This is a genomic window from Alkalimonas sp. (genome assembly GCF_020831925.1).
In the GTDB taxonomy this organism is placed as follows: Bacteria; Pseudomonadota; Gammaproteobacteria; order Enterobacterales; family Alteromonadaceae; genus Alkalimonas.
This window is the reverse complement of the sequence record NZ_JAFIFQ010000055.1, coordinates 1-18,944: the sequence shown is the minus strand read 5'-3', so window position 1 is coordinate 18,944 and position 18,944 is coordinate 1. Positions and strand designations below refer to the sequence as shown.

At 51.4% G+C, this 18,944-nt stretch carries 17 protein-coding genes; 9 read left to right on the top strand and 8 right to left on the bottom strand.

Annotation, left to right across the window (positions count from 1 at the left end; genetic code table 11):
- Together JJU14_RS13935 and JJU14_RS13930 are read left to right on the top strand one after the other, a co-directional pair.
- Nucleotides 1-1,409, top strand: a 1,409-nt coding sequence (locus tag JJU14_RS13935) for an MFS transporter (protein WP_228614298.1), incomplete at its 5' end; no start/stop codon positions are given.
- A gap of 3 nt (nucleotides 1,410-1,412) precedes the next feature.
- The gene (locus JJU14_RS13930; protein ID WP_228614297.1) at nucleotides 1,413-3,155 is read left to right on the top strand and encodes an alpha-amylase family glycosyl hydrolase; all 1,743 of its coding nucleotides are present in this window, start codon (nucleotides 1,413-1,415) and stop codon (nucleotides 3,153-3,155) included.
- Nucleotides 3,156-3,207: 52 nt separating this feature from the next.
- On the opposite strand, the gene JJU14_RS13925 is transcribed toward JJU14_RS13930, so the two are convergent.
- The 3 genes from JJU14_RS13925 to JJU14_RS13915 form a co-directional block, all read right to left on the bottom strand.
- Nucleotides 3,208-3,447, bottom strand: a complete 240-nt coding sequence (locus JJU14_RS13925; protein ID WP_228614296.1) for an EexN family lipoprotein — start codon at nucleotides 3,445-3,447, stop codon at nucleotides 3,208-3,210.
- Between the two features lie 4 nt (nucleotides 3,448-3,451).
- Complete coding sequence (locus JJU14_RS13920) at nucleotides 3,452-4,486, bottom strand: LacI family DNA-binding transcriptional regulator (protein WP_228614295.1); 1,035 nt, start codon at nucleotides 4,484-4,486, stop codon at nucleotides 3,452-3,454.
- Between the two features lie 156 nt (nucleotides 4,487-4,642).
- Nucleotides 4,643-5,692 (bottom strand): LD-carboxypeptidase, encoded by a 1,050-nt coding sequence (locus JJU14_RS13915; protein WP_228614294.1) that lies wholly within the window; start codon nucleotides 5,690-5,692, stop codon nucleotides 4,643-4,645.
- A gap of 201 nt (nucleotides 5,693-5,893) precedes the next feature.
- Between JJU14_RS13915 and JJU14_RS13910 the strand changes: the two genes are divergently transcribed.
- The 4 genes from JJU14_RS13910 to JJU14_RS13895 are packed head-to-tail and all read left to right on the top strand — an operon-like array spanning nucleotide 5,894 to nucleotide 9,049.
- Nucleotides 5,894-6,751, top strand: coding sequence for a MipA/OmpV family protein (locus JJU14_RS13910; protein ID WP_228614293.1), 858 nt, complete (start codon nucleotides 5,894-5,896; stop codon nucleotides 6,749-6,751).
- Nucleotides 6,751-7,137 carry a DUF3019 domain-containing protein gene (locus JJU14_RS13905; RefSeq protein ID WP_228614292.1) on the top strand — a complete coding sequence of 129 codons (387 nt, stop codon included), beginning with the start codon at nucleotides 6,751-6,753 and terminating at the stop codon, nucleotides 7,135-7,137. Before JJU14_RS13910 ends, JJU14_RS13905 begins: the two co-directional genes overlap by 1 nt.
- Nucleotides 7,137-7,832 carry a winged helix-turn-helix domain-containing protein gene (locus tag JJU14_RS13900; protein WP_300976250.1) on the top strand — a complete coding sequence of 232 codons (696 nt, stop codon included), beginning with the start codon at nucleotides 7,137-7,139 and terminating at the stop codon, nucleotides 7,830-7,832. Before JJU14_RS13905 ends, JJU14_RS13900 begins: the two co-directional genes overlap by 1 nt.
- Nucleotides 7,832-9,049: an ATP-binding protein gene (locus JJU14_RS13895; protein WP_228614290.1), complete on the top strand. Its 1,218-nt coding sequence runs from the start codon at nucleotides 7,832-7,834 to the stop codon at nucleotides 9,047-9,049. Before JJU14_RS13900 ends, JJU14_RS13895 begins: the two co-directional genes overlap by 1 nt.
- Here JJU14_RS13895 and JJU14_RS13890 read toward each other — a convergent pair.
- The gene (locus JJU14_RS13890) at nucleotides 9,038-9,712 is read right to left on the bottom strand and encodes a DUF3334 family protein (protein WP_091343123.1); all 675 of its coding nucleotides are present in this window, start codon (nucleotides 9,710-9,712) and stop codon (nucleotides 9,038-9,040) included. The genes JJU14_RS13895 and JJU14_RS13890 overlap by 12 nt on opposite strands.
- A gap of 87 nt (nucleotides 9,713-9,799) precedes the next feature.
- Nucleotides 9,800-11,638 (bottom strand): SLC13 family permease, encoded by a 1,839-nt coding sequence (locus JJU14_RS13885; RefSeq protein WP_228614289.1) that lies wholly within the window; start codon nucleotides 11,636-11,638, stop codon nucleotides 9,800-9,802.
- Between the two features lie 148 nt (nucleotides 11,639-11,786).
- On the opposite strand from JJU14_RS13885, the gene pyrC reads away from it, so the two are divergent.
- Nucleotides 11,787-12,818: a dihydroorotase gene (gene pyrC / locus JJU14_RS13880; protein WP_228614288.1), complete on the top strand. Its 1,032-nt coding sequence runs from the start codon at nucleotides 11,787-11,789 to the stop codon at nucleotides 12,816-12,818.
- Nucleotides 12,819-12,914: 96 nt separating this feature from the next.
- On the opposite strand, the gene JJU14_RS13875 is transcribed toward pyrC, so the two are convergent.
- The 3 genes from JJU14_RS13875 to JJU14_RS13865 all read right to left on the bottom strand — a co-directional run bounded on the left by JJU14_RS13875 (nucleotide 12,915) and on the right by JJU14_RS13865 (nucleotide 16,047).
- Nucleotides 12,915-13,379, bottom strand: coding sequence for a hypothetical protein (locus JJU14_RS13875; protein ID WP_228614287.1), 465 nt, complete (start codon nucleotides 13,377-13,379; stop codon nucleotides 12,915-12,917).
- A 790-nt stretch (nucleotides 13,380-14,169) separates the two neighbouring features.
- A complete protein-coding gene (locus JJU14_RS13870; RefSeq protein ID WP_228614286.1) occupies nucleotides 14,170-14,451 on the bottom strand; it encodes a hypothetical protein in 282 nt (93 codons plus the stop codon).
- A 90-nt stretch (nucleotides 14,452-14,541) separates the two neighbouring features.
- Nucleotides 14,542-16,047 (bottom strand): YifB family Mg chelatase-like AAA ATPase, encoded by a 1,506-nt coding sequence (locus JJU14_RS13865; RefSeq protein WP_228614285.1) that lies wholly within the window; start codon nucleotides 16,045-16,047, stop codon nucleotides 14,542-14,544.
- Nucleotides 16,048-16,239: 192 nt separating this feature from the next.
- Between JJU14_RS13865 and JJU14_RS13860 the strand changes: the two genes are divergently transcribed.
- Nucleotides 16,240-18,552 carry an MMPL family transporter gene (locus tag JJU14_RS13860; protein ID WP_228614284.1) on the top strand — a complete coding sequence of 771 codons (2,313 nt, stop codon included), beginning with the start codon at nucleotides 16,240-16,242 and terminating at the stop codon, nucleotides 18,550-18,552.
- A partial coding sequence (locus tag JJU14_RS13855) for an outer membrane lipoprotein-sorting protein (RefSeq protein ID WP_228614283.1) occupies nucleotides 18,521-18,944 on the top strand: 424 nt, incomplete at its 3' end. The genes JJU14_RS13860 and JJU14_RS13855, both read left to right, overlap by 32 nt.

Here is an 18,944-nt window from a genome sequence, read left to right as displayed (position 1 = left end):
ATGTCAGCCGGATTTTCCAGACACTGGGTGCCGAGATGGACCAAATCGCCATCCTCTGGGTGGCAGCACCGCTAACCGGCTTGTTGGTGCAGCCCATCGTCGGCCATTTTAGCGATAAAACCTGGACCAGGTTAGGTCGGCGCCGGCCCTTCTTCCTTTATGGCGCCATTGCTACCACCCTGGCCTTGGTCTTTATGCCGAACTCACCGCATTTGTGGGTTGCGGCCATGATGCTGTGGATTTTGGATGCCGCTATTAACGTTACCATGGAGCCATTCCGCGCTTTTGTTGGCGATAACCTGAATAAAAAGCAGCGGCCGCTTGGTTTTGCCATGCAAAGCTTCTTTATCGGTGTGGGTGCCGTGGTCGCATCCGCTTTGCCCTGGATGATGACCAACTGGTTTGGTGTATCTAATATCGCGCCGGAAGGCATGATCCCGGATTCCGTCGTCTACTCCTTCTATGCCGGTGGTGTGGTGCTGTTCCTGGCGGTGGGTTGGACTATTTTACGCAGCAAAGAATACAGCCCGGATCAGCTGGCCGCTTTTGAAGCGGCTGAGCAGCAAGCCAATCCGGTAGAGGTGGAAGTGGTGAAAGTGCGCGACAACTACTGGGCCAGTGGTGCGGCTGCGGTGGTGATTGGCGTCTTGCTGTGGGCCTTTGTTTATTTTCAGCAATTGGACCAGAACCTGTATCTGCTTGGCGCGCTGATTGCCTCTTTTGGTGTGCTGCAGTGGCTAACCAGCTGGTTTAAGCAGCAGCAAAACCGCAATATGCTGGTGCAAATCATCGATGATCTCTACGCCATGCCCGGCACCATGAAACAGCTGGCTGTGGTGCAGTTTTTCTCTTGGTTCCCACTTTTTGCCATGTGGATCTACACCACCGCAGCGGTGACCAGCCACCATTACGGCACCAGCGATACGACCTCGCTGGCCTACAACACCGGGGCTGATTGGGTCGGTGTTTTGTTCGCGGTCTACAACGGCTTTGCGGCGCTTGCTGCGCTGATTATCCCCTGGCTGGCACGACGCATTAGCACCCAGCGCACTCATAGTATCAATCTGGTTTGTGGTGCGCTTGGTCTGTTCTCCTTCTTCTGGATCCAGGACCCAGCCTTGCTGTGGCTGCCAATGATAGGCATCGGCATAGCCTGGGCTTCTATTTTGTCCTTGCCCTACGCCATGCTGTCGAACAGCCTGCCGGCGCATAAGATGGGCATTTACATGGGCATCTTTAATATCTTTATCGTATTGCCGCAGCTGCTGGCCGCGGCCATTCTTGGCAGCATGCTGAAGTATTTCTTCGGCGGCGAAGCCATCTATGCCCTGGCACTGGGCGGCGTCAGCTACCTGATCGCTGCTGTTTATGTGCTTTTTGTTCGAACCAGCAAAACAGTAAAAGGATAAGTGATGCAACTGAAATCCTGGTTTTTTTCCACTGCTAAGGTAGTCGCCCTGACGGCCGGCCTGGTGGGTGCTCTGACAGTTGTTAGCGCCTGCCAGCCAGCGACCGAGTCGGCCTATCAAACCCCTGCAGCTGTGCCTGCCGAGCAGACCGAAGCGCCTTGGTGGGATGATGCGGTCTTCTACCAAATCTGGCCGCGCAGTTTTTACGACACCACCGGCGATGGCCATGGTGATTTTAATGGCATGACGGCCAAGCTGCCTTATTTATCCGAGCTTGGTATTGATGCCATCTGGCTGACGCCGATGTTCGAAGCACCGTCCTACCATGGTTATGACTTTACCGAGTTTTACCAGGTGGAATCCGATTATGGCAGCATGGCCGACTTTGAGCGCTTTTTAAACGAAGCCGAAGCCCGTGGCATCCGGGTAATTCTGGATCTGGTAATCAATCATATTTCCCGTGAGCACCAGTGGTTTCAGCGCTCAGCCGAGCGTGTCGAGCCTTACAGCGACTACTTTATCTGGCGGGAGGAGTTGCCCGCGAGCGGTAAAGGCTGGGGCCATGCCTGGTCCGATAACGATCTGCCGGAAGCGGTCTGGCATTTTGATGAGACCCGGGGTGAGTATTATTACGCAGCCTTTGGTGCGACCCAGCCGGATCTGAATCTGGAGCATCCGGATGTGATTGAAGAAATGAAACGGATGGCCAAATTCTGGCTGGATAAGGGCGTCGATGGCTTCCGGCTGGATGCGGTGCGTTTTGTCATTGAGCGCGGCCCACAAGGCCAGGCCGACCTGCCAGAGACCATCGATTACTGGAAAGATTTTAATGCCTTTGTAAAAAGCGTCAATCCAGAGGCTTACTTAGTGGGTGAAGCCTGGGTCGATATCCCGGTTGCGGCTAAGTACTGGGGTGATGGCAAAGGACTGGATCAGGGTTTTGACTTTGAATTTGGCTACATTGTGCTGGATATGTTGCAGCAAGGACTGGCTACCGAAGCTCAGTTTGGCACCATGAGCCAGCAGTCAGGTCAGGTTGCAGACGGCGAACTGCATCCGTTGGCGCAGAATGTGCAGCGCCGGTTGGAGTCGGGCGCACCGCTGGCCTTCTTTACGCCGTTTTTAACCAACCATGATCAGGACAGGGTCGGCTTCCAGCTACAGGAAAACCAGGCCAAAGCCAAACAAGCGGCGGCCTTATTATTTAGCTCGCCAGGGACTAAGTACATTTACTACGGTGAAGAAATTGGCATGACGCAGCAACAAAGCGGCCACGATGTGTATAAGCGGGCGCCGATGCTGTGGGATCAAAGTCACCAGGCGGGTTTTACCCAGGCCGAGCTGAGCTGGGTGCAGCAAAACGAACTCTTTACCCAGGCCTTTGACCCCTGGTGGCCGGATTTTCTGGCTCAGCAACTGGCGGCAGGCGATCGCACGGTAGCAGCGCAACGCGCTCAGCCGGATTCCTTGTGGCAACTGCACCGTTTATTGATAGCCATGCAAAAGCAGCGGCCGGAAATGCGTTTGGCAGGCAGTTATCAGGTGCAGTCACCGCTGCAAGGCATTTTGACCGTGACGCGTGAGCTGGGCGAGCAACGCTCGGTGTTTGTGCTGAATCTGGCCGGTGAAATGGTCGATATTGCCGCGGTTTTGGCAGAACACAGTGGCTTGGCCATGAGTTGGGGCTTTGATTTGGATGGTAGCTTGTTGGCTACCGATGGCTTGTTGATTTTGCAGTCGCGGTAGCAAAGCAGATACCAGGGCTGCCTCTGCCTGGCGCAGCCCTGGCTCTTAAATGCTAATTACCGAGTAGTTTGTCCAGTTCTTTTTTCGCATCATCCAGCAGTTGCTGCTGGGCTTTTTTGGCATTATTGCACTTGGCAATATTGGTGCTCTCTCCTTTCAATCGAAGCTCTGCGCACTCCAGCATCACCTTCGCCAGTAGCTCAGGGTCCTTGGCTAGCTTATCGGCGGATGGAGCTCCACCACAGGCCAGCAACAGCAGGCTGGAGCTAAGCAATACAGTTATTTTTTTCATCATCTTATCCTTTTGATGCCGTGCCGCAGGAAGTGCGGATCACAATTTTTGGTTCAATCTGATTGGTCTCGATCGGTTGGTTGTTCACCAGGCGAAGCAGGTTTTCCACCAGCATCTCACCCGCCAGGCTGGTATCCTGTTGAATGGTGCTAAGCGGTGGCGTGGTGTAAGATGCCACCGGAATATCATCAAAGCCCATCACGGCAATATTGTCTGGGATGCGAAGCCCTTGCTGCTGAATACCTTGCATCACGCCGATAGCGATTAAATCGCTGGCGCAGAAGATGGCATCCACCGGCTGGCCGCTTTCCAGCAGATTTTGTACCGCCAGTTGACCTGCTTGCTCGGTGGAAATGGCGTTGTATTGCAAAATGGCCGCACGCTCAATGCCAGCATCTTGCAAGGCATCACAAAAACCAAGAAAACGTTGATTAAATTCCGGACTGCCGGCCGAGGCATTGCCTATAAAGGCAAAGCGCTGGTGGCCCAAAGACAATAAATGTTCACCAGCCAGCCGGCCGCCCTGGCGATTATTGCTGCGAATGGTAAAATCGGGGTGCCCCTCGACATCGGCTCCCCAACAAACGAAATGGGTTTCCTGCGCCAACAGCTTGTTCAGCTTTTCTTCGTAATCTTCATAATCACCATAACCGAGTAAAATAATGCCATCGGCTTTTTTGGTATCTTCGTAGTCGGCGTGCCAGTCATCGCTTAGCTGCTGAAAAGAAACCAGTAAGTCCTGACCCCGCTGGGCACAAGCTCTGGTAATACTGCCGAGCATGGATAAAAAAAATGGGTTGATCAGGGATTCATCGGTGGTTGGGTCTTCAAACAACAACAAAGCGAGCGTGCTGCTGCGTTGTTTGCGCAAATTACTGGCATTTTTGTCCACTTTGTAATTTAGCTGGCGGGCAATGGCATGCACCTTATCCCTGGTCTCTTTATTGACCTGAGGACTGTTACGCAAGGCTCGGGATACCGTGGATTGCGATACACCAGCCAGGTAAGCAATATCAAAGGATGTGGCTTTTTCTTTCATGGATTACGCTCAACTGTAGCTCGTTTCTGTGGTGTCACAGCAACGAGTCAGACAAAGAAAGATACTGGAGCGACAACGACTTAAAAAGGCCTTTGCAGACACCTGCTTCCTATCATAGTCGGAAGCAGGTTGGGATTCAAATGCTGAAGTGCACGGCTAGTGGCGTTGGAAGACCGGTTCCAGCAAACGGAAGCTGCCGGCATCGGCATCCATTTCGGCTGCCGCACCTACAGGAACAATAAACTGTCGCGGTATATGGCCAATCATAGCGCCGTTGTAGGCCGGTATATTCAGCGGCAGGATGTAATCGTCCAGAATATCGTCCAGGGTAAGACTGCCCCAGCCACCACCAGGTTCACAACGGGCGCAATCCCCAAAGATAAAGCCACTGATTTGCGCTAACGCGCCACTTAAACGCAGAGTGCTGAGCATTCGATCGATTTTGTAGGGGGGTTCATTGATGTCTTCTAAAAACAAAATTTTATTCTTAAAGCTCGGTAAGTAAGGCGTTCCTGCCAGAGAGGTTAACACCGTCAGGTTGCCACCAATTAGCTCACCACGGGCTTTGCCACCGCGAATGGTGTTGGTGCGGTTGTTGCGCACAATGATATCGTCTTCCGGTCGATGTTCATTTTTAAAAGAGACCAGCTCGCGCTGAAAAAACAGCTGTTCAAATTGTTGCACATTGAACTCATGCCAACGGCTGCTGCCATTGGGGCCATGAAAGGTGACAAGACCGGTTTTGGCGTGCAAGGCACTATGAATGGCGGTAATGTCGGAGTAGCCCAGCACGATTTTGGGGTTTTGGCGTACCAGTTCGTAATCAATCAGCGGCAGAATACGGGCAGCACCTGAACCACCGCGCAAGCAGATAACGGCTTTTACCTCAGGATCAGCGAACATGGCATTGAAATCGGCTGCGCGGTCGGCGTCCTGCCCTGCCAGGTGGCCATGACGGCTTTGGAAATGAGGCCCGGTTTTGACTTTAAAACCGAGTGCTTGCATCGACTCCACGGCAAACTGCGCCTCCATCCTACCAGCAATGGCAGCTGAGGGACTGACCACCCCTATGGTATCGCCACGTTTCAGTGGTAATGGCAATAGTTTCCCCTTTGGGTTGACAGCACTGCTGGCCATGCCGGCACTGCTCATAAGAGGCAGTAAGGCGGAAGCAATGCCAAGTTTTAGAAAGCTACGTTTTTTCATCAAGCCGTCTCCATATGCAGGGGTTAATCCGCAGTTTAATACAATTTTTTATTACTGATCAAATTAGTGGTAGGAATTTTTTATTCAAGAGTCGGATTTCCGGCTCTTACTGGATGAAATTGTGAAACAATGTTAACTCTATTCTGCCAGCCAGCAAGCGGTGATAAACTGCACAAAGAAGAACTTTGAGATCAACGCGTGATGAAAGTGTGGCAAGCCATTATTATTCTAGTATTGATGCCAGCACTGGCCATTGCTGGTGGTCGTGGCGCTGTTGATGACGGTTATGTGGAGCAATCCAGTTGGCGTCTAGCCATGGCGGTAGGTATTGGCCAGAGCTCCAGCCCTTTATACGACGCTCCTAATATGCCGCTCTATCTGCTGCCAGATATTAGCTATTATGGCAAGGTAGGGTTTTTTGACAATGGTATCCTTGGTGCTGGTCTGGATTTGACGCCACATTGGAGTGTCAGTCTTGTCAGTCGGCTTAACCCGGAGAAGGGCTACTTTTACCGCTGGCATGTCTCACGAATTCCTTCCTTCGAACAAACTTTTTCCAGCATGCCGACCGTATCGATGGAGCCACGCTCGGCGCAGCAGCAGGTATCCGTGAATGAGGTAAACCGGCGCCCCACAGCCTGGGATGGTGGAGTGCAACTAAATGCCTGGTTTGATGACTGGACGCTGCGGTTGAATGGCTGGACGGATATTAGCGGGAAGCACCATGGCCATGAACTCAGTGCAGTGGCTGGGCGGCATTATCAGACTGACTGGGGGCTATGGCGTCTTAGTGCAGGGTTGTACTGGAAAAGTGAAAACCTGATGCAGCGCTATTATGGCCTGGGCGAGGATGAACCCTTGCATTTGCCTCGTTATCAGCCAACCGCCAGTCTGCAGCCCGAGCTGGAGCTTTCATGGTCATTGCCACTTAGTGCTGGTTGGCGTCTGATGGCATTTTATCGATATCGTTGGCTGGACAGTGCTATGACTCAGAGCCCACTGGTGCAACAGTCCTATCAACACCGTTGGTTTCTTGGTTGGAGCTATCGGTTTTTCTGATGATGGGATTAGTCGTTAAGACAGCATGGATGCTTTTATTGCCGCTGGCAGCAACGCCGGCTGAGCCTTGTGAAACTGATTTATGCTGGTCGGCCAGTCCGGTGTTGTGTATTGCTAGTGTACAGGGGGAGCGCTGTGAGGCAGAGTTAAAGGTGGTGTGGTCCAGTCCGGAGCCGGTTGATCTTTGTCTGTATCTGGCAGATGAAGCGCTAAGTTGCTGGCAGCAACAGCAGCAGGGGCAGTGGAGCTCTCATCTGATCTGGCCAGAGCAAGCCAGTTTAACATTACGTGATACTGATAAGGTGTATCTGGATGAAATGCTGAAAACTGTAAGTCGTCAGCCGAAACGGCGCCGTCGACTGGTAGCGCCATGGAGTGTGTTTTGATGAGTAAAGTATTGTTGGTAGAAGATGATCTGCGGTTAGCGGAGCTGGTGCAAAGCTACTTGAGCCAGCATGGCTTTGTGGTGGAAGTGCAAGGCCATGGCAATGAAGTAGCGGCCCACTGCCAGCGTTTCAAGCCGGACTTAATCATACTCGATCTAATGCTGCCGGGGCTGGATGGTTTTGGCGTTTGTCGGCAGATCCGGCCTAGCTTTGCTGGCCCCATTTTAATGCTAACTGCACGGCAAAGTGATATCGACCAAGTGCTTGGTTTAGAGCTCGGTGCAGATGATTACGTGATAAAACCGGTTGAGCCGCGGGTGTTGCTGGCCCGCATCCATGCCTTGTTGCGACGACGCCAAGCTACTGAATCAGGACAGACGCATGAACTAAGCTTTGGTCAGTTGCAATTAAAGCGCCGGGCCAGGGAGGCCTTTCTGGCAGGTGAGCGGGTTGATTTAACCAGTTATGAATTTGATTTGCTCTGGATGCTGGCGGCACACGCTGGCCAGACTGTGCGACGGGAAGAAATTCATCAGCAAGTGATTGGCCGGCCTTATGATGGGCTGGATCGCACTGTGGATGTGAGGGTGTCGCATTTGCGCAAAAAACTCAATGACAATACCGAAACGCCATTTCGGATCAAAACTGTTTGGGGTAAAGGCTACTTGTTCGTTGCGGATGCCTGGTCAGCCTGATGCAGCGTCTGTTCTTGCAGTTTTATCTGTTTTTGTTGGTGCTGTTGATTGCGCTGGGCTGGAGCATTGAGCAGCTGTGGCAGCTTTGGTCCAAAGAGGAGTTGCCTCCCTCGGTAGGCCTGTGGCAGCAGCAAATTGAACTTGTGATGCAGCAGCCTGTTGGTGAGATGCCAGTTCTACTGGCTTTGCCTGCGCAAGCACTGCCATTGGATGGGGTATCATTTCCGGCTGCAGAATGGCAGGCGCTGGAACAGGGCGAGGTGATCCCACTGTTTGGTCAGCAGAACGAATTGTACTTGTTTGCCAGACAACAGGATCAGCTTTGGCAGTTTGGGCCTGTGCAGCTGGAAAGCCCTTCACCGCTCCGACTGTGGTTGACACTGTTGTTCTTTGTGCTCTTAGGGATTGCAGTTGCGTTATGGCTTTGGCCTCTGGCACGGGATATTCGTCAGCTGCAGCGTGATCTTAGTGTGGTTGGACGAGGTAAGCCATCTCAAGTCAGCTTGCCAAGTTATTCGATGCTTGCACCCATTGCCGATAGTATGCAGCAAATGCAGGCACAAATTCAGCGCTTATTGTCGCTGCAAAAGGAAATGACCCATGCGGTGTCGCATGAGCTGCGTACGCCCTTGGCACGTTTAAGTTTTGCGCTGGAAATGGCCAGCCAACTTAGTGACAAGGAGCGGCAGCTGATGCAGCAGGATGTACTGGTGCTGCAGCGGCTGGTGGATGAAATGCTGGATTATGCCCGACTGGAAGTGGCCATGCCACAATTACGACCGGTGCCGGTGGACTTGACGGAGTTACTGCAGAGCCTGCAGGAGCAGTTAGCGCTCTTGCCCGGGCCAGCTATTGAATTGGCGGTACCTCAGCCTTGCTGTTGCCGGGCAGATGGCCATTATCTGGAACGGGCTCTGGTCAATTTATTGCAAAATGCCAAAGGCTTTGCCCGAAGCCGCATCTTGGTCACAGTGGAGCTGAAACCGGGCCAACTTTGGTTGCATGTCGATGACGATGGCCCTGGGGTACCAGATGCCTTACAGCAAGAAATCACCAAGCCATTTCAGCGGCTGGATGAGCCCAGGCGAGCGGGCACTGGTGGCTTTGGCCTTGGTTTGGCCATTGTGAGCCGTATTATGGAGTGGCACCAGGGGCGGCTGGCCATTGGCCAGAGCCCGCTGGGCGGAGCGCGGTTTAGTCTGGTGTTAAAGGCCTAGATCGCGCAGGAAGTCATCATCAACATCCGGACTGACCTGATCAGCTACTTCGTAACTGCCTTGCTTGGCATTTTCCAGGATGTCGTCCGGGTTTTCCTGTACTGCTTTTTCAAACTCATGCAGCTGGATAAACTCGGTTTTATCCATCGCCAGTTCCAGGTAGAAAATATTGTGCTCGGGGGTACTGAACGTCACCCGTCTTGCCTGAGGCTGATCAAGCTGAGTATTGATGAGAATTTGTACCTGCTTGTTGATGGCCATCATTTTGGGTTGGCTTTGATTGATCGAGGTTTGCAAATCAAGACGTACCTTGTTGGTAAAATCACCGACGATTTGGTTCATCAGCTCGCCCATCACATTACCGACTTCGTCCGAGGTATGGAACTGCGCCAGCTCAGACTCAGGCATGCCCATGCTCATCATGTACTTGCGGTAGATTTCCATCGCGGCTTGAGAGGTAAAGTTAATCACCACCAAACCAGAAAAACCGCCATCAAATAACACAAAGCATCCCAAATCAGGACGCAGGCAGGTTTTCTGGATTTTTTGCACCATGGGTGAGTAATTGACTTCGCGGTTGCCTGCCGCTGCCAGTACGCCAGTAACCGATTGACACAAGGTCAGCAGAATATCTTCGGTGGCTACGATTTTACTTTTTTTCATGAAACGCCCTGTGACTGCTATGGTAGTATTTGCTTCAGTATATGCTTAAACGGCCTGTTGCGCCTAGCGCACGATGAAGATGTCCCGTTAAAGTGGCCAGAACAACAGCAACGCCGGGATCGCCACGGCAATAACGACCAGCTCCATTGGTAAGCCGAGCCGCCAATAATCACCAAACCGAAAACCGCCAGGACCCAGGATCAAGGTGTTGTTTTGGTGGCCAATAGGCGTTAAAAATGCACAGGAAGCGCCAATAGCAACAGCCATCAGAAAGGGGTCCGACTGAACGTCCAGTTGATTGGCAACACTGATTGCAATCGGACACATCATGGCTGCCGTGGCAGCATTGTTCATAAAGTCCGACAACGTCATGGTGAGCACCAGAATCAACGCTAGCGCCAGAATAGCATTCTCCCCTGCCAGATAGTACAACATGTTTCTTGCCAGCATATCGGCTGCGCCTGTGGTGGCCATAGCCCCCGCAACCGGGATAAGGCAGGCAAGCAGCACTATCACCGGCCAGTCGATCGCTGTGTAGACTTTTCGAAGCGGCATCACTTTTAACGCCATAATAGCCAACATACCTGCCGCAAAGGAGATAGCCGCCGGCAGCAAGCCAAAGGCCGCGCCACAAATAGCACCAAGCATGATCAGGCTGGCAAAAAGGGTGTTGCGTTTTTCCGGTACCCGGATCTGGCGTTCTGCTAAGGGCACACAACCAAAATCAGCCGCAAACACAGTGAGCGCTTCTTCTTGTCCTTGAAGCAGTAATACATCACCCGCCTGCAAGGTGGTCCTTCGCACTCGTTTGTATGAACGCTGTCCCTGACGCGATAGGGCGAGTAAATGGATATTGAAGCGCCGCCGCAAATTCAGGGTAGCTGCGGTTCGACCAATCAGATCCGAGTTGGGCAGCACGGCTAGCTCGAGTAAATGCAGCTCACCATTGTCTTCTGACTTGGTTTTTTCTTTACTGGTTGTCGCGGCCTCTGTATCTTTTTTGTTTTCATCGTCTTTTTTGGCGTCTTTTTGATTGGCAGGACTTTCTTCGAGTGACAATCCTAGATTGGATAGCAGGGAGCCAAGGCTTTCAGGCTCAGCTTCAATGATGAGTACATCTTGATCGACCAACCGGTAATAACCTGGCGGTGATGGTGCCCGGTAATTATTTCTTACAATGCCAACCACCTGAGCATCGAGTTCTTCCAGTTTTTTTTCCAGCTCACGCAATGGAATATCAACCAGCTTGCTCTCTTTGGTAATGCGGATTTCGGTGAGGTATTTGCCGGTTTCAAAGCTGCTGACATCCGCCCTGTTGCGCACAGGTACCAGCCGCCAGCCAATCAGAGCAACAAAAATCACCCCAACCAGAGCCACAACTACGCCGACCGGGCTGTAATCAAACATCGCAAAACCACGCTCTGCTGTTTCGGCACGAAAACCAGAGACAATCAAATTTGATGGAGTGCCAATCAGCGTCGTCATGCCGCCTAAAATGGAGCCAAAAGCCACCGGCATCAGGACCTGACCAGGGGCCACCTGGATGCGTGCCGCTACCTGAATGGCAATGGGCATCAACAGAGCAAGGGCGCCAACATTGTTCATAAAGGCAGATAAAATGGCAGCCAAAGCAGTGAGCGCTGTGATGGTGAGGGTGGGACCAGCTTGTTTTGGCAGAACCTTCATCGCTAATACATCAACGGCACCAGTGGCTTGTAACGCCTGGCTAAGCACCAGCACACAAGCTACGGTAATCACAGCCGGGTGGCCAAAACCATTAAAGGCTTCATCGGTTGGTACCAGGCCAAGCAGTACACAAGCCAGCAGGCTGGCCAGAGCAATCATGTCATGCCGCCAGCGGCCTGATAAGAAGAGCACTACGGTAATGGCCAAAACGGCAAAGATTAAAAGTTGTGCTAGTTCCACAAGCAAGCCTTAGTTATTGAAGCAACGGGCGACTTTCTGTACTCACTATCCGACAGGATGGAATTTTTCGCAAGCTAAGGACAGTGAATCGCTGCTTTGGTACACTATTGCTATCATAAGCTACTTTCCTGGTAACTGGACTTTCCCTATGCATCAACTCACTTTGCAAACCCCGGACGACTGGCATCTGCATTTTCGCGATGGTGACCTGCTTAAAGATACCGTGCCGGCCACGGCCCGTAGCTTTCACCGCGCCATTGTCATGCCGAATTTGGTACCACCGGTTACCACCGCTGAGCTGGCTGTGGCTTATCGGCAACGCATTCTGGCAGCGCGTCCGTCCGGCAGTAATTTTGAGCCGCTGATGACGTTATTTCTGACCGATAAAACCTCGGCCCAGGACATAGCAGCTGCCAAGGCGGCGGGAGTGATCGCAGCCAAGTTATACCCGGCAGGGGCCACCACCAATTCCAATGATGCAGTCAGTGCTTTGGATAGCCTGTACCCAGTGTTTGAAGCCATGGCAAAAGAAGGTATGTTGCTGTTGGTGCATGGCGAAGTGACCAATGCGGATATTGATATTTTTGACCGGGAAAAAGTCTTTATCGATCGTTATCTGCAGCACATTGTGGCGCGCCTGCCAGAGCTTAAAGTGGTGTTTGAGCATATCACCACCGCTGATGCGGCCCAATTTGTACAGGAGGCTCCGGCCAATGTCGCAGCTACCATCACGCCACAGCATTTAATGCTGAACCGCAATGATTTGTTGGTTGGCGGCATCCGGCCACACAATTATTGTTTGCCGGTACTTAAACGCAGTACCCATCAGCAGGCACTGCGCGCTGCGGTCGCTTCGGGTTCGGCCAAATTTTTTCTGGGAACCGATTCAGCACCCCATGTGAAGCACCGCAAAGAGTCCAGTTGTGGTTGTGCTGGTTGTTACAGTGCACCTTGCGCCATTGAGCTCTATGCCGAAGTGTTTGATGATCTCGGTTGCCTGGATAAGCTGGAAGGGTTTGCCAGCCATTATGGCCCCGATTTTTATGGCTTACCTCGCAATACAGGTAGCATCGTGTTGCAACGCCAGGATTGGCTGGTACCGGAAGAGCTGGCACTAACCAATGGCGACACCATAGTGCCGTTTCATGCTGGCCAGTCGCTGAAGTGGAAACAGCTATAACTTCCAGATAACTCCGCTATCACCCTAAGAGTGGTAGCGGAGTGCTGTCTACCATAAAATCTCGGCCATAAGGTGGCAGAAAATTACCAAGTCTCCTTAATTGTTCGGACAATTACCCTGCCATTGCTGCAGTTTGTTATAGACAAAGGTCGCCAGTTGCTGTTGCAACAGAATATTCGGCTCAGGGGTCCGAATCTGTATCAGATAGTCATGGCGCTGGATATCAATGTTGCAAACGGTCTGGTAAATGGTTGATATGGAGCAAGCTCCCAGAAAATAATCATTCAGCAACTCAGGCACAGTCTGAGCAACGGCAGGCTTCATTTTGTAGAGGTGCCAAAATGGCGTATCCGGAAAGGGTAGCTGGCTGACTTTGTAGTAACCCAGTTTGGTATCGTACTCCACAAATTGGTAGTCGTCCCGCAAGGTTAAGCCGGAACTGTAGGCACCCTGTGTAAGAAAGCTTTTTGCTTGTTCCGCCCCGGGACGGCGGATGGTGGCAGATAGCAAAAAGTCCTGCTCCCCAAGGGCTGCCGTGTACTCCGGGATGTGGGGTTGCACCTACGGCCCCTGAAATTGCACAATCAAAGAAGCAGGACGGTTATCGGTATCGGCTCCAGCGAATGAAAACACGCGGCTGGTTCGGCCGTATTGGTAGGGTCTGTATTCTTTGGGAATGCAGTACTGCTGGTTGCCTAGCTGTATACGTTCGAAATCAGCAAATACCTCGCTACAACTGCTAAGCGTAAATAGTAGACTCCAGGCACAACAGTGAGTGAGAATGCGCATAAGCTTAGTTTCCAATGCCATGGCCAATAAAATCGCAAGCGTTGCACCAGATGGGCCGGTAAAGGTTGGCGGGCAGATGAAATAAAGTACCGCCAAACAACCAGGCGCCATCACTTTGCAGCTCTTTGTTCTGATGTAATGCGCAAATTACCTTATTAGTTTGGCTCGTTATTCTGCCAGGTTCTGCTATATTTCCAAAGCAATAATAATTGAGCGCTGAAATAGAGCGTGCCAATACTTAATGTAGCAAGTGTTACAAATAGGGGCTCTGTAGCCTCTTGAATGGTTGTATAAAAGGATGAAGCAAACCATGGAATGAGGGCGAGGAGTAGGCAATACCAGAGCCACTTATGGAAAAAACGCTTCCTTTTAATATAACCATAGCAAGCAATGCAGCTCAAAGATGCCATAGATAGCAACAATAAGTATTCAATCCAGTCCACAGTTGAATGCTGGTCGAAGGTAGTAAAAGCAGTTACCAAGGTACTGACCGTCAGTATTAGGTAGGCTATTGTGAACCAAAAAAAGATTTTCCAGCCACTGTGTATTTTTTTGATTTTCATTAATGCCAGAACCCAAACGGTATGCGTGCAGGATCACTTGGAAGTTCCTTCCATCCATTAGGGTTATCAATATATCTTTTCCGGAAGTTACGGCTTTTAGCACCTGAAGCAGGTAGGCTGGCAAACACTTCTAAGAGTCCCCTTGCTGTGGGGGAGTGTCGACCTTTCAAGTTAACAATTACTTGTAGAGATGGGTAAAGATTTTTGTAAGTGGCTTCAGCTTTTCGTTTATCCATAAAGATACCGAACACCGCTGTGATAGGCTCAAAATATTTTGACATAGTAAGAACTCTCGGGAATAACGTTTAATGCGCTTAATTAACAATGGTAAATTAGGCTTCATAAAAAATCAATAAATTGGTTTCTCTGTGTCAGCTTTTTAAATAGCTGAGCAGCCGTTCTAAGGCGCGGTAGCTCAGCGCTTCCATTAAATGTTCTTTGCGAATATGCGGTAGCTCCTGCAAGTCAGCAATGGTGCGCGCCACCTTGATCAGTTTATGGTAACTGCGTGCCGATAGCTTCAGATGATGAATGGTATCTTCCAGAAAAGCGGCATCCTGAGTGCTCAAAGGGCAGTGCTGATTGATTTCGGCCGCCGATAAGCGGGCATTGGCTTTGCCCTGTCGGGCCAGCTGAATAGCCCTGGCTGCCAGTACCCGTTGCCGAACCTGGGAGCTAGGTTCAGCGCTCATATTTTGTTGGCTTAGCAGGCCTTTTGGTAGCAAGGGCACATCAATCTGCAGTTCGATGCGATCCAAAAAAGGCCCGGAGATACGGTTTAAGTAGCGCATAACTTGCTCCGGGCTGGCGCGGCCATCGTCGTGGTGCCCGGTAGGGCTGGGGTTCAGTGCTGCGATCAGTTGAAACTGTGCCGGAAACTCGGCCTGGCGCGCTGCCCGGGAAATATGGATCCAACCTGTTTCCAGAGGCTCCCTGAGCACATCTAATACTTTTCTCGGGAACTCAGGCAACTCGTCAAGGAATAGCACCCCATGATGGGCCAACGAAATTTCACCAGGTTTAGGTACTGGGCCACCACCAACCAAGGCGACGGCTGAGCTGGTATGGTGGGGTTGCCGAAAAGGCCGTTGTTGCCAGTCTGTCATGGAGCGGGGCATACCCGCGATCGAATACAGAGCAGCAGTTTGTAGCGCTTCTTCTTCCGTCAGCTCTGGCAAAATGGCCGGTAAACGCTGGGCTAGCATGGACTTTCCGGTACCGGCTGGCCCTAGCATCAGCAGGTTGTGCTCGCCGGCAGCGGCGATTTCCAACGCCCGTTTAGCCGCCGTCTGGCCTTTGACATCAGCCAGATCGGGCCATTGTCTGGTGATTTCAGGTTTTAATGCCGGTATGGCTGGCAGCGCCTGCCCCGATTGCAAAAAACTATGGACCTGCAGCAGGTGAGTGGCACCAAAGATGCGGGCTTTCGGTACTTGCTGGGCTTGCTCGGCGTTGATCATGGGCATCAAGGTAGCCCGGCCAGCATCACGGCAGGCCATGGCTACAGGGATTTCGCCAACAATGGCGCGAATCTCACCCGATAAGGCCAGCTCGCCGACAAACTCATAGCCTTCAATGCTCTTTTCTGCCAGCTGACCACTGGCGACGATAATCCCCAGCGCAATGGGCAGGTCGAAGCGGCCACCTTCTTTTGGTAAGTCCGCCGGTGCCAGGTTGACGGTGATTTTTCGATCGGGAAAGGCAAAACCGCTGTTAATCAGAGCACTGCGTACTCTGTCTCTGGATTCTTTTACCGATGCTTCCGGTAGGCCAACCAGATGAAAAGCAGGCAGGCCATTGGCAATATGAACTTCTACGGTAACAAGGGGGGCGGCCAATCCATGGCGCGCCCTGCTAAAAACAATGGCTAATGACATCCTGTCTCCACAATTACCGACGAATGAAATCACATTTTGATTAGTATTGATCATTAGGTTTATAAAATGCAAATTAATTGATTAAAATTTGATTTGTTCGTGCGAATGCTCATGAATCACGCAGGCATTCCGATAACGAATACGCTACACTTAGTCCTTGCTCGTTTTGAATCATGTATTTACGGAGGCTGCATGCAGCAATTCTGGCTAAACAGTGCGCTGCGACATCCCTGGCTGACCATCAGCTGGGCCTTGCTGGCTATTTTGGTGATGTCGGCGGGTATGAGTCAGTTGTATTTCCGGGGGGATTATCGGATTTTCTTTTCACCGGATAATCCGCAGATGCTGGCGTTTGAGCAAATGCAGGATGAGTTCAACAAGAGCGATAACATTCTGATAGCGATTGCGCCCAAACAAGGCGATGTCTTTACTGAGGAAGTGTTGGAACTGATTTGGCGTTATACCGACGCAGCCTGGCAAACACCTTACTCCAGCCGGGTTGATTCCATCACCAACTTTCAGCATACCGAAGCGGTTGATGACGATTTGCTGGTAGAAGACTTACTGTTGCAGCCAGCTATGCTCAATGCGGATAAGCTTGCCGCCATTCGGCAGGTGGCAATGAGCGAGCCGGCGCTTTACCGCAGTCTGGTATCTACGGATGGCAAGGTTGCTGCTATCAATGTGATTGTGCAGCTGCCTGAAGTCGACCAGAATCAGGAGGTAGTGGATGCTTACGAGTATGTGTTGGCGCTTAGTGCGCAATTTGCTGCCGAGTATCCGGGGGTAGACTTTTACCATGCTGGTATTCTGGCGCTGAACTATGCCTTTGCCAGTGAAGCGGAGAAGGATGCTACTACGTTGGTTCCTTTGATGTTTCTGGTGATAGTGCTGATGCTGCTATTGTTGCTGCGTTCTTTTGCCGCAGCCATGGCGACGGTGATTATTATTCTGGTGACTATCTTTAGCACCTTGGGAATTGCAGGCTGGCTGGGGATTTTCTTAAGCACCGCTACCGTCAATGTACCGACCATCGTCATGACATTGGCAGTGGCTGATTGTGTGCATGTGATTGCTTCGATGCAGTACGCGCTGCGTCAGGGCAAAAGTAAAGAGGAGGCCATTCATTACAGCATGACACGCAATGTGATGCCTATTTTTATCACCAGTATCACCACCTCCATTGGTTTCTTAACCCTAAACTTTTCCGAAGTACCGATATTGCGTGATCTTGGCAATATGACGGCGGTCGGTGTGATGTTGGCCTGTTTGTTTAGCGTGACTTTACTGCCTGCTTTGCTTCGTTTGCTGCCTGCCAAGGTGGTGCCTGTTAGCCATACTGCTAACGGCATTGAGAAGCTTGCTAACTTTGTGGTATTGCAGCACCGGAAGATTTTGCCGGTGGGCATTATTCTGATGTTTGGATTAGCCGCCTTTGCTGCGACCAATCAGGTCAATGATGTGGCCGTGAAGTACTTTGATAAACGCACTGAGTTTCGTCAGTCACTGGACTTTATTGAAGAGAATCTGACCGGTACAGCCAATCTGGATTTTGCCATTGAAAGCCGGCAAACCAGTGGTGTGAATGATCCGGAGTTTTTGGCCAAAGTGGCTCGCTTCGCTGATTGGCTCGATCAGCAACCCGAAGTCACGCATGTTGCCAGCATTACTCATGTCTTTAAGCGGCTGAATAAAAATATGCATGGTGATGATCCGGCTTATTACCGCTTGCCCGAGCAGCAGGATCTGGCTGCGCAGTATTTATTAATGTATGAGATGTCCTTGCCCTTTGGGCTGGATCTGAACAATCAGCTGAATCTGGATAAAAGTGCCACCCGGGTCACGGCAACCTTGCAAAACCTGGGCAGCAAAGAGCTGACTGGTTTTGAGCAGCGAGCCTTGAGCTGGCTGGCTACTGAAATGCCGGATTACGATAGTTCAGCAGCCAGCACGGCTTTAATGTTTGCCCATATTGGGGAACGAAACATGGCTTCAATGCTCAAAACCTTACCCTTTGCTCTGGTGTTGATTTCGGCTTTGCTGGTGATCAGTCTGCGCTCTTGGCGGCTAGGTATGTTTAGCTTGCTGCCAAATATTATGCCGGCTTTGGTTGGCTTTGGTATTTGGGCACTGTATTCCGGTGAGATCAACTTGGGTTTATCGGTGGTGGCCAGTATCAGCCTGGGGATTATTGTGGATGATACCGTGCACTTTCTCAGCAAATACCAACGCGGCTTGCGTGAGGGCCAGGATACCGAAGGCGCGGTGCGCTATGCTTTTCATAGCGTAGGCCGGGCGCTTTTTGTGACCACTGTGGTGCTGGTGGCGGGTTTTGCGGTTTTGGCGATGTCGGGCTTCCGGCTAAACTCGGATATGGGCTTGTTAACCGGCCTGATTATTTTGCTGGCACTGATTATTGATTTGCTGGTGTTACCAGCATTGTTGCTGCGTTTTGACAACAAAGGAAAAAACAATGAGACATTATCTGCAAAAACTTCTGTTTAGTCTCTGTATCGGTCTGCTGGTGACAACGGCCTGGGCAGAGGAGCAGACTGCAGCAGAGGAAGGGCTGCGGATTTCGACCGAGCGTAAAGTGCGAGATACTGGCTGGGGAGACACTGAAGCCAGCATGACGATGGTATTGCGTGATGCCCGTGGCCGCGAAAGCAGAAGGGAGATGCGTACGCTAACGCTGGAAATGCCGGATGATGGCGACAAGGCTTTGACAATTTTTGATGAGCCTCGTGATGTTCGCGGTTCTGCTTTTCTAACGCACACCAAAACCATGGTGCCGGATGAACAGTGGTTATTTCTGCCGGCGGCGACTCGGGTTCGCCGTATTGTGTCGCGCAATAAATCTGGCCCTTTTATGGGCAGTGAGTTTGCTTATGAAGATT

Coding starts and splice junctions, on each gene's coding strand:
- JJU14_RS13930 (WP_228614297.1), top strand. CDS start 1,413: ATGCAACTGAAATCCTGGTTTTTTTCCACTGCTAAGGTAGTCGCCCTG.
- JJU14_RS13925 (WP_228614296.1), bottom strand. CDS start 3,447: ATGAAAAAAATAACTGTATTGCTTAGCTCCAGCCTGCTGTTGCTGGCC.
- JJU14_RS13920 (WP_228614295.1), bottom strand. CDS start 4,486: ATGAAAGAAAAAGCCACATCCTTTGATATTGCTTACCTGGCTGGTGTA.
- JJU14_RS13915 (WP_228614294.1), bottom strand. CDS start 5,692: ATGAAAAAACGTAGCTTTCTAAAACTTGGCATTGCTTCCGCCTTACTG.
- JJU14_RS13910 (WP_228614293.1), top strand. CDS start 5,894: ATGAAAGTGTGGCAAGCCATTATTATTCTAGTATTGATGCCAGCACTG.
- JJU14_RS13905 (WP_228614292.1), top strand. CDS start 6,751: ATGATGGGATTAGTCGTTAAGACAGCATGGATGCTTTTATTGCCGCTG.
- JJU14_RS13900 (WP_300976250.1), top strand. CDS start 7,137: ATGAGTAAAGTATTGTTGGTAGAAGATGATCTGCGGTTAGCGGAGCTG.
- JJU14_RS13895 (WP_228614290.1), top strand. CDS start 7,832: ATGCAGCGTCTGTTCTTGCAGTTTTATCTGTTTTTGTTGGTGCTGTTG.
- JJU14_RS13890 (WP_091343123.1), bottom strand. CDS start 9,712: ATGAAAAAAAGTAAAATCGTAGCCACCGAAGATATTCTGCTGACCTTG.
- pyrC (WP_228614288.1), top strand. CDS start 11,787: ATGCATCAACTCACTTTGCAAACCCCGGACGACTGGCATCTGCATTTT.
- JJU14_RS13870 (WP_228614286.1), bottom strand. CDS start 14,451: ATGTCAAAATATTTTGAGCCTATCACAGCGGTGTTCGGTATCTTTATG.
- JJU14_RS13865 (WP_228614285.1), bottom strand. CDS start 16,047: ATGTCATTAGCCATTGTTTTTAGCAGGGCGCGCCATGGATTGGCCGCC.
- JJU14_RS13860 (WP_228614284.1), top strand. CDS start 16,240: ATGCAGCAATTCTGGCTAAACAGTGCGCTGCGACATCCCTGGCTGACC.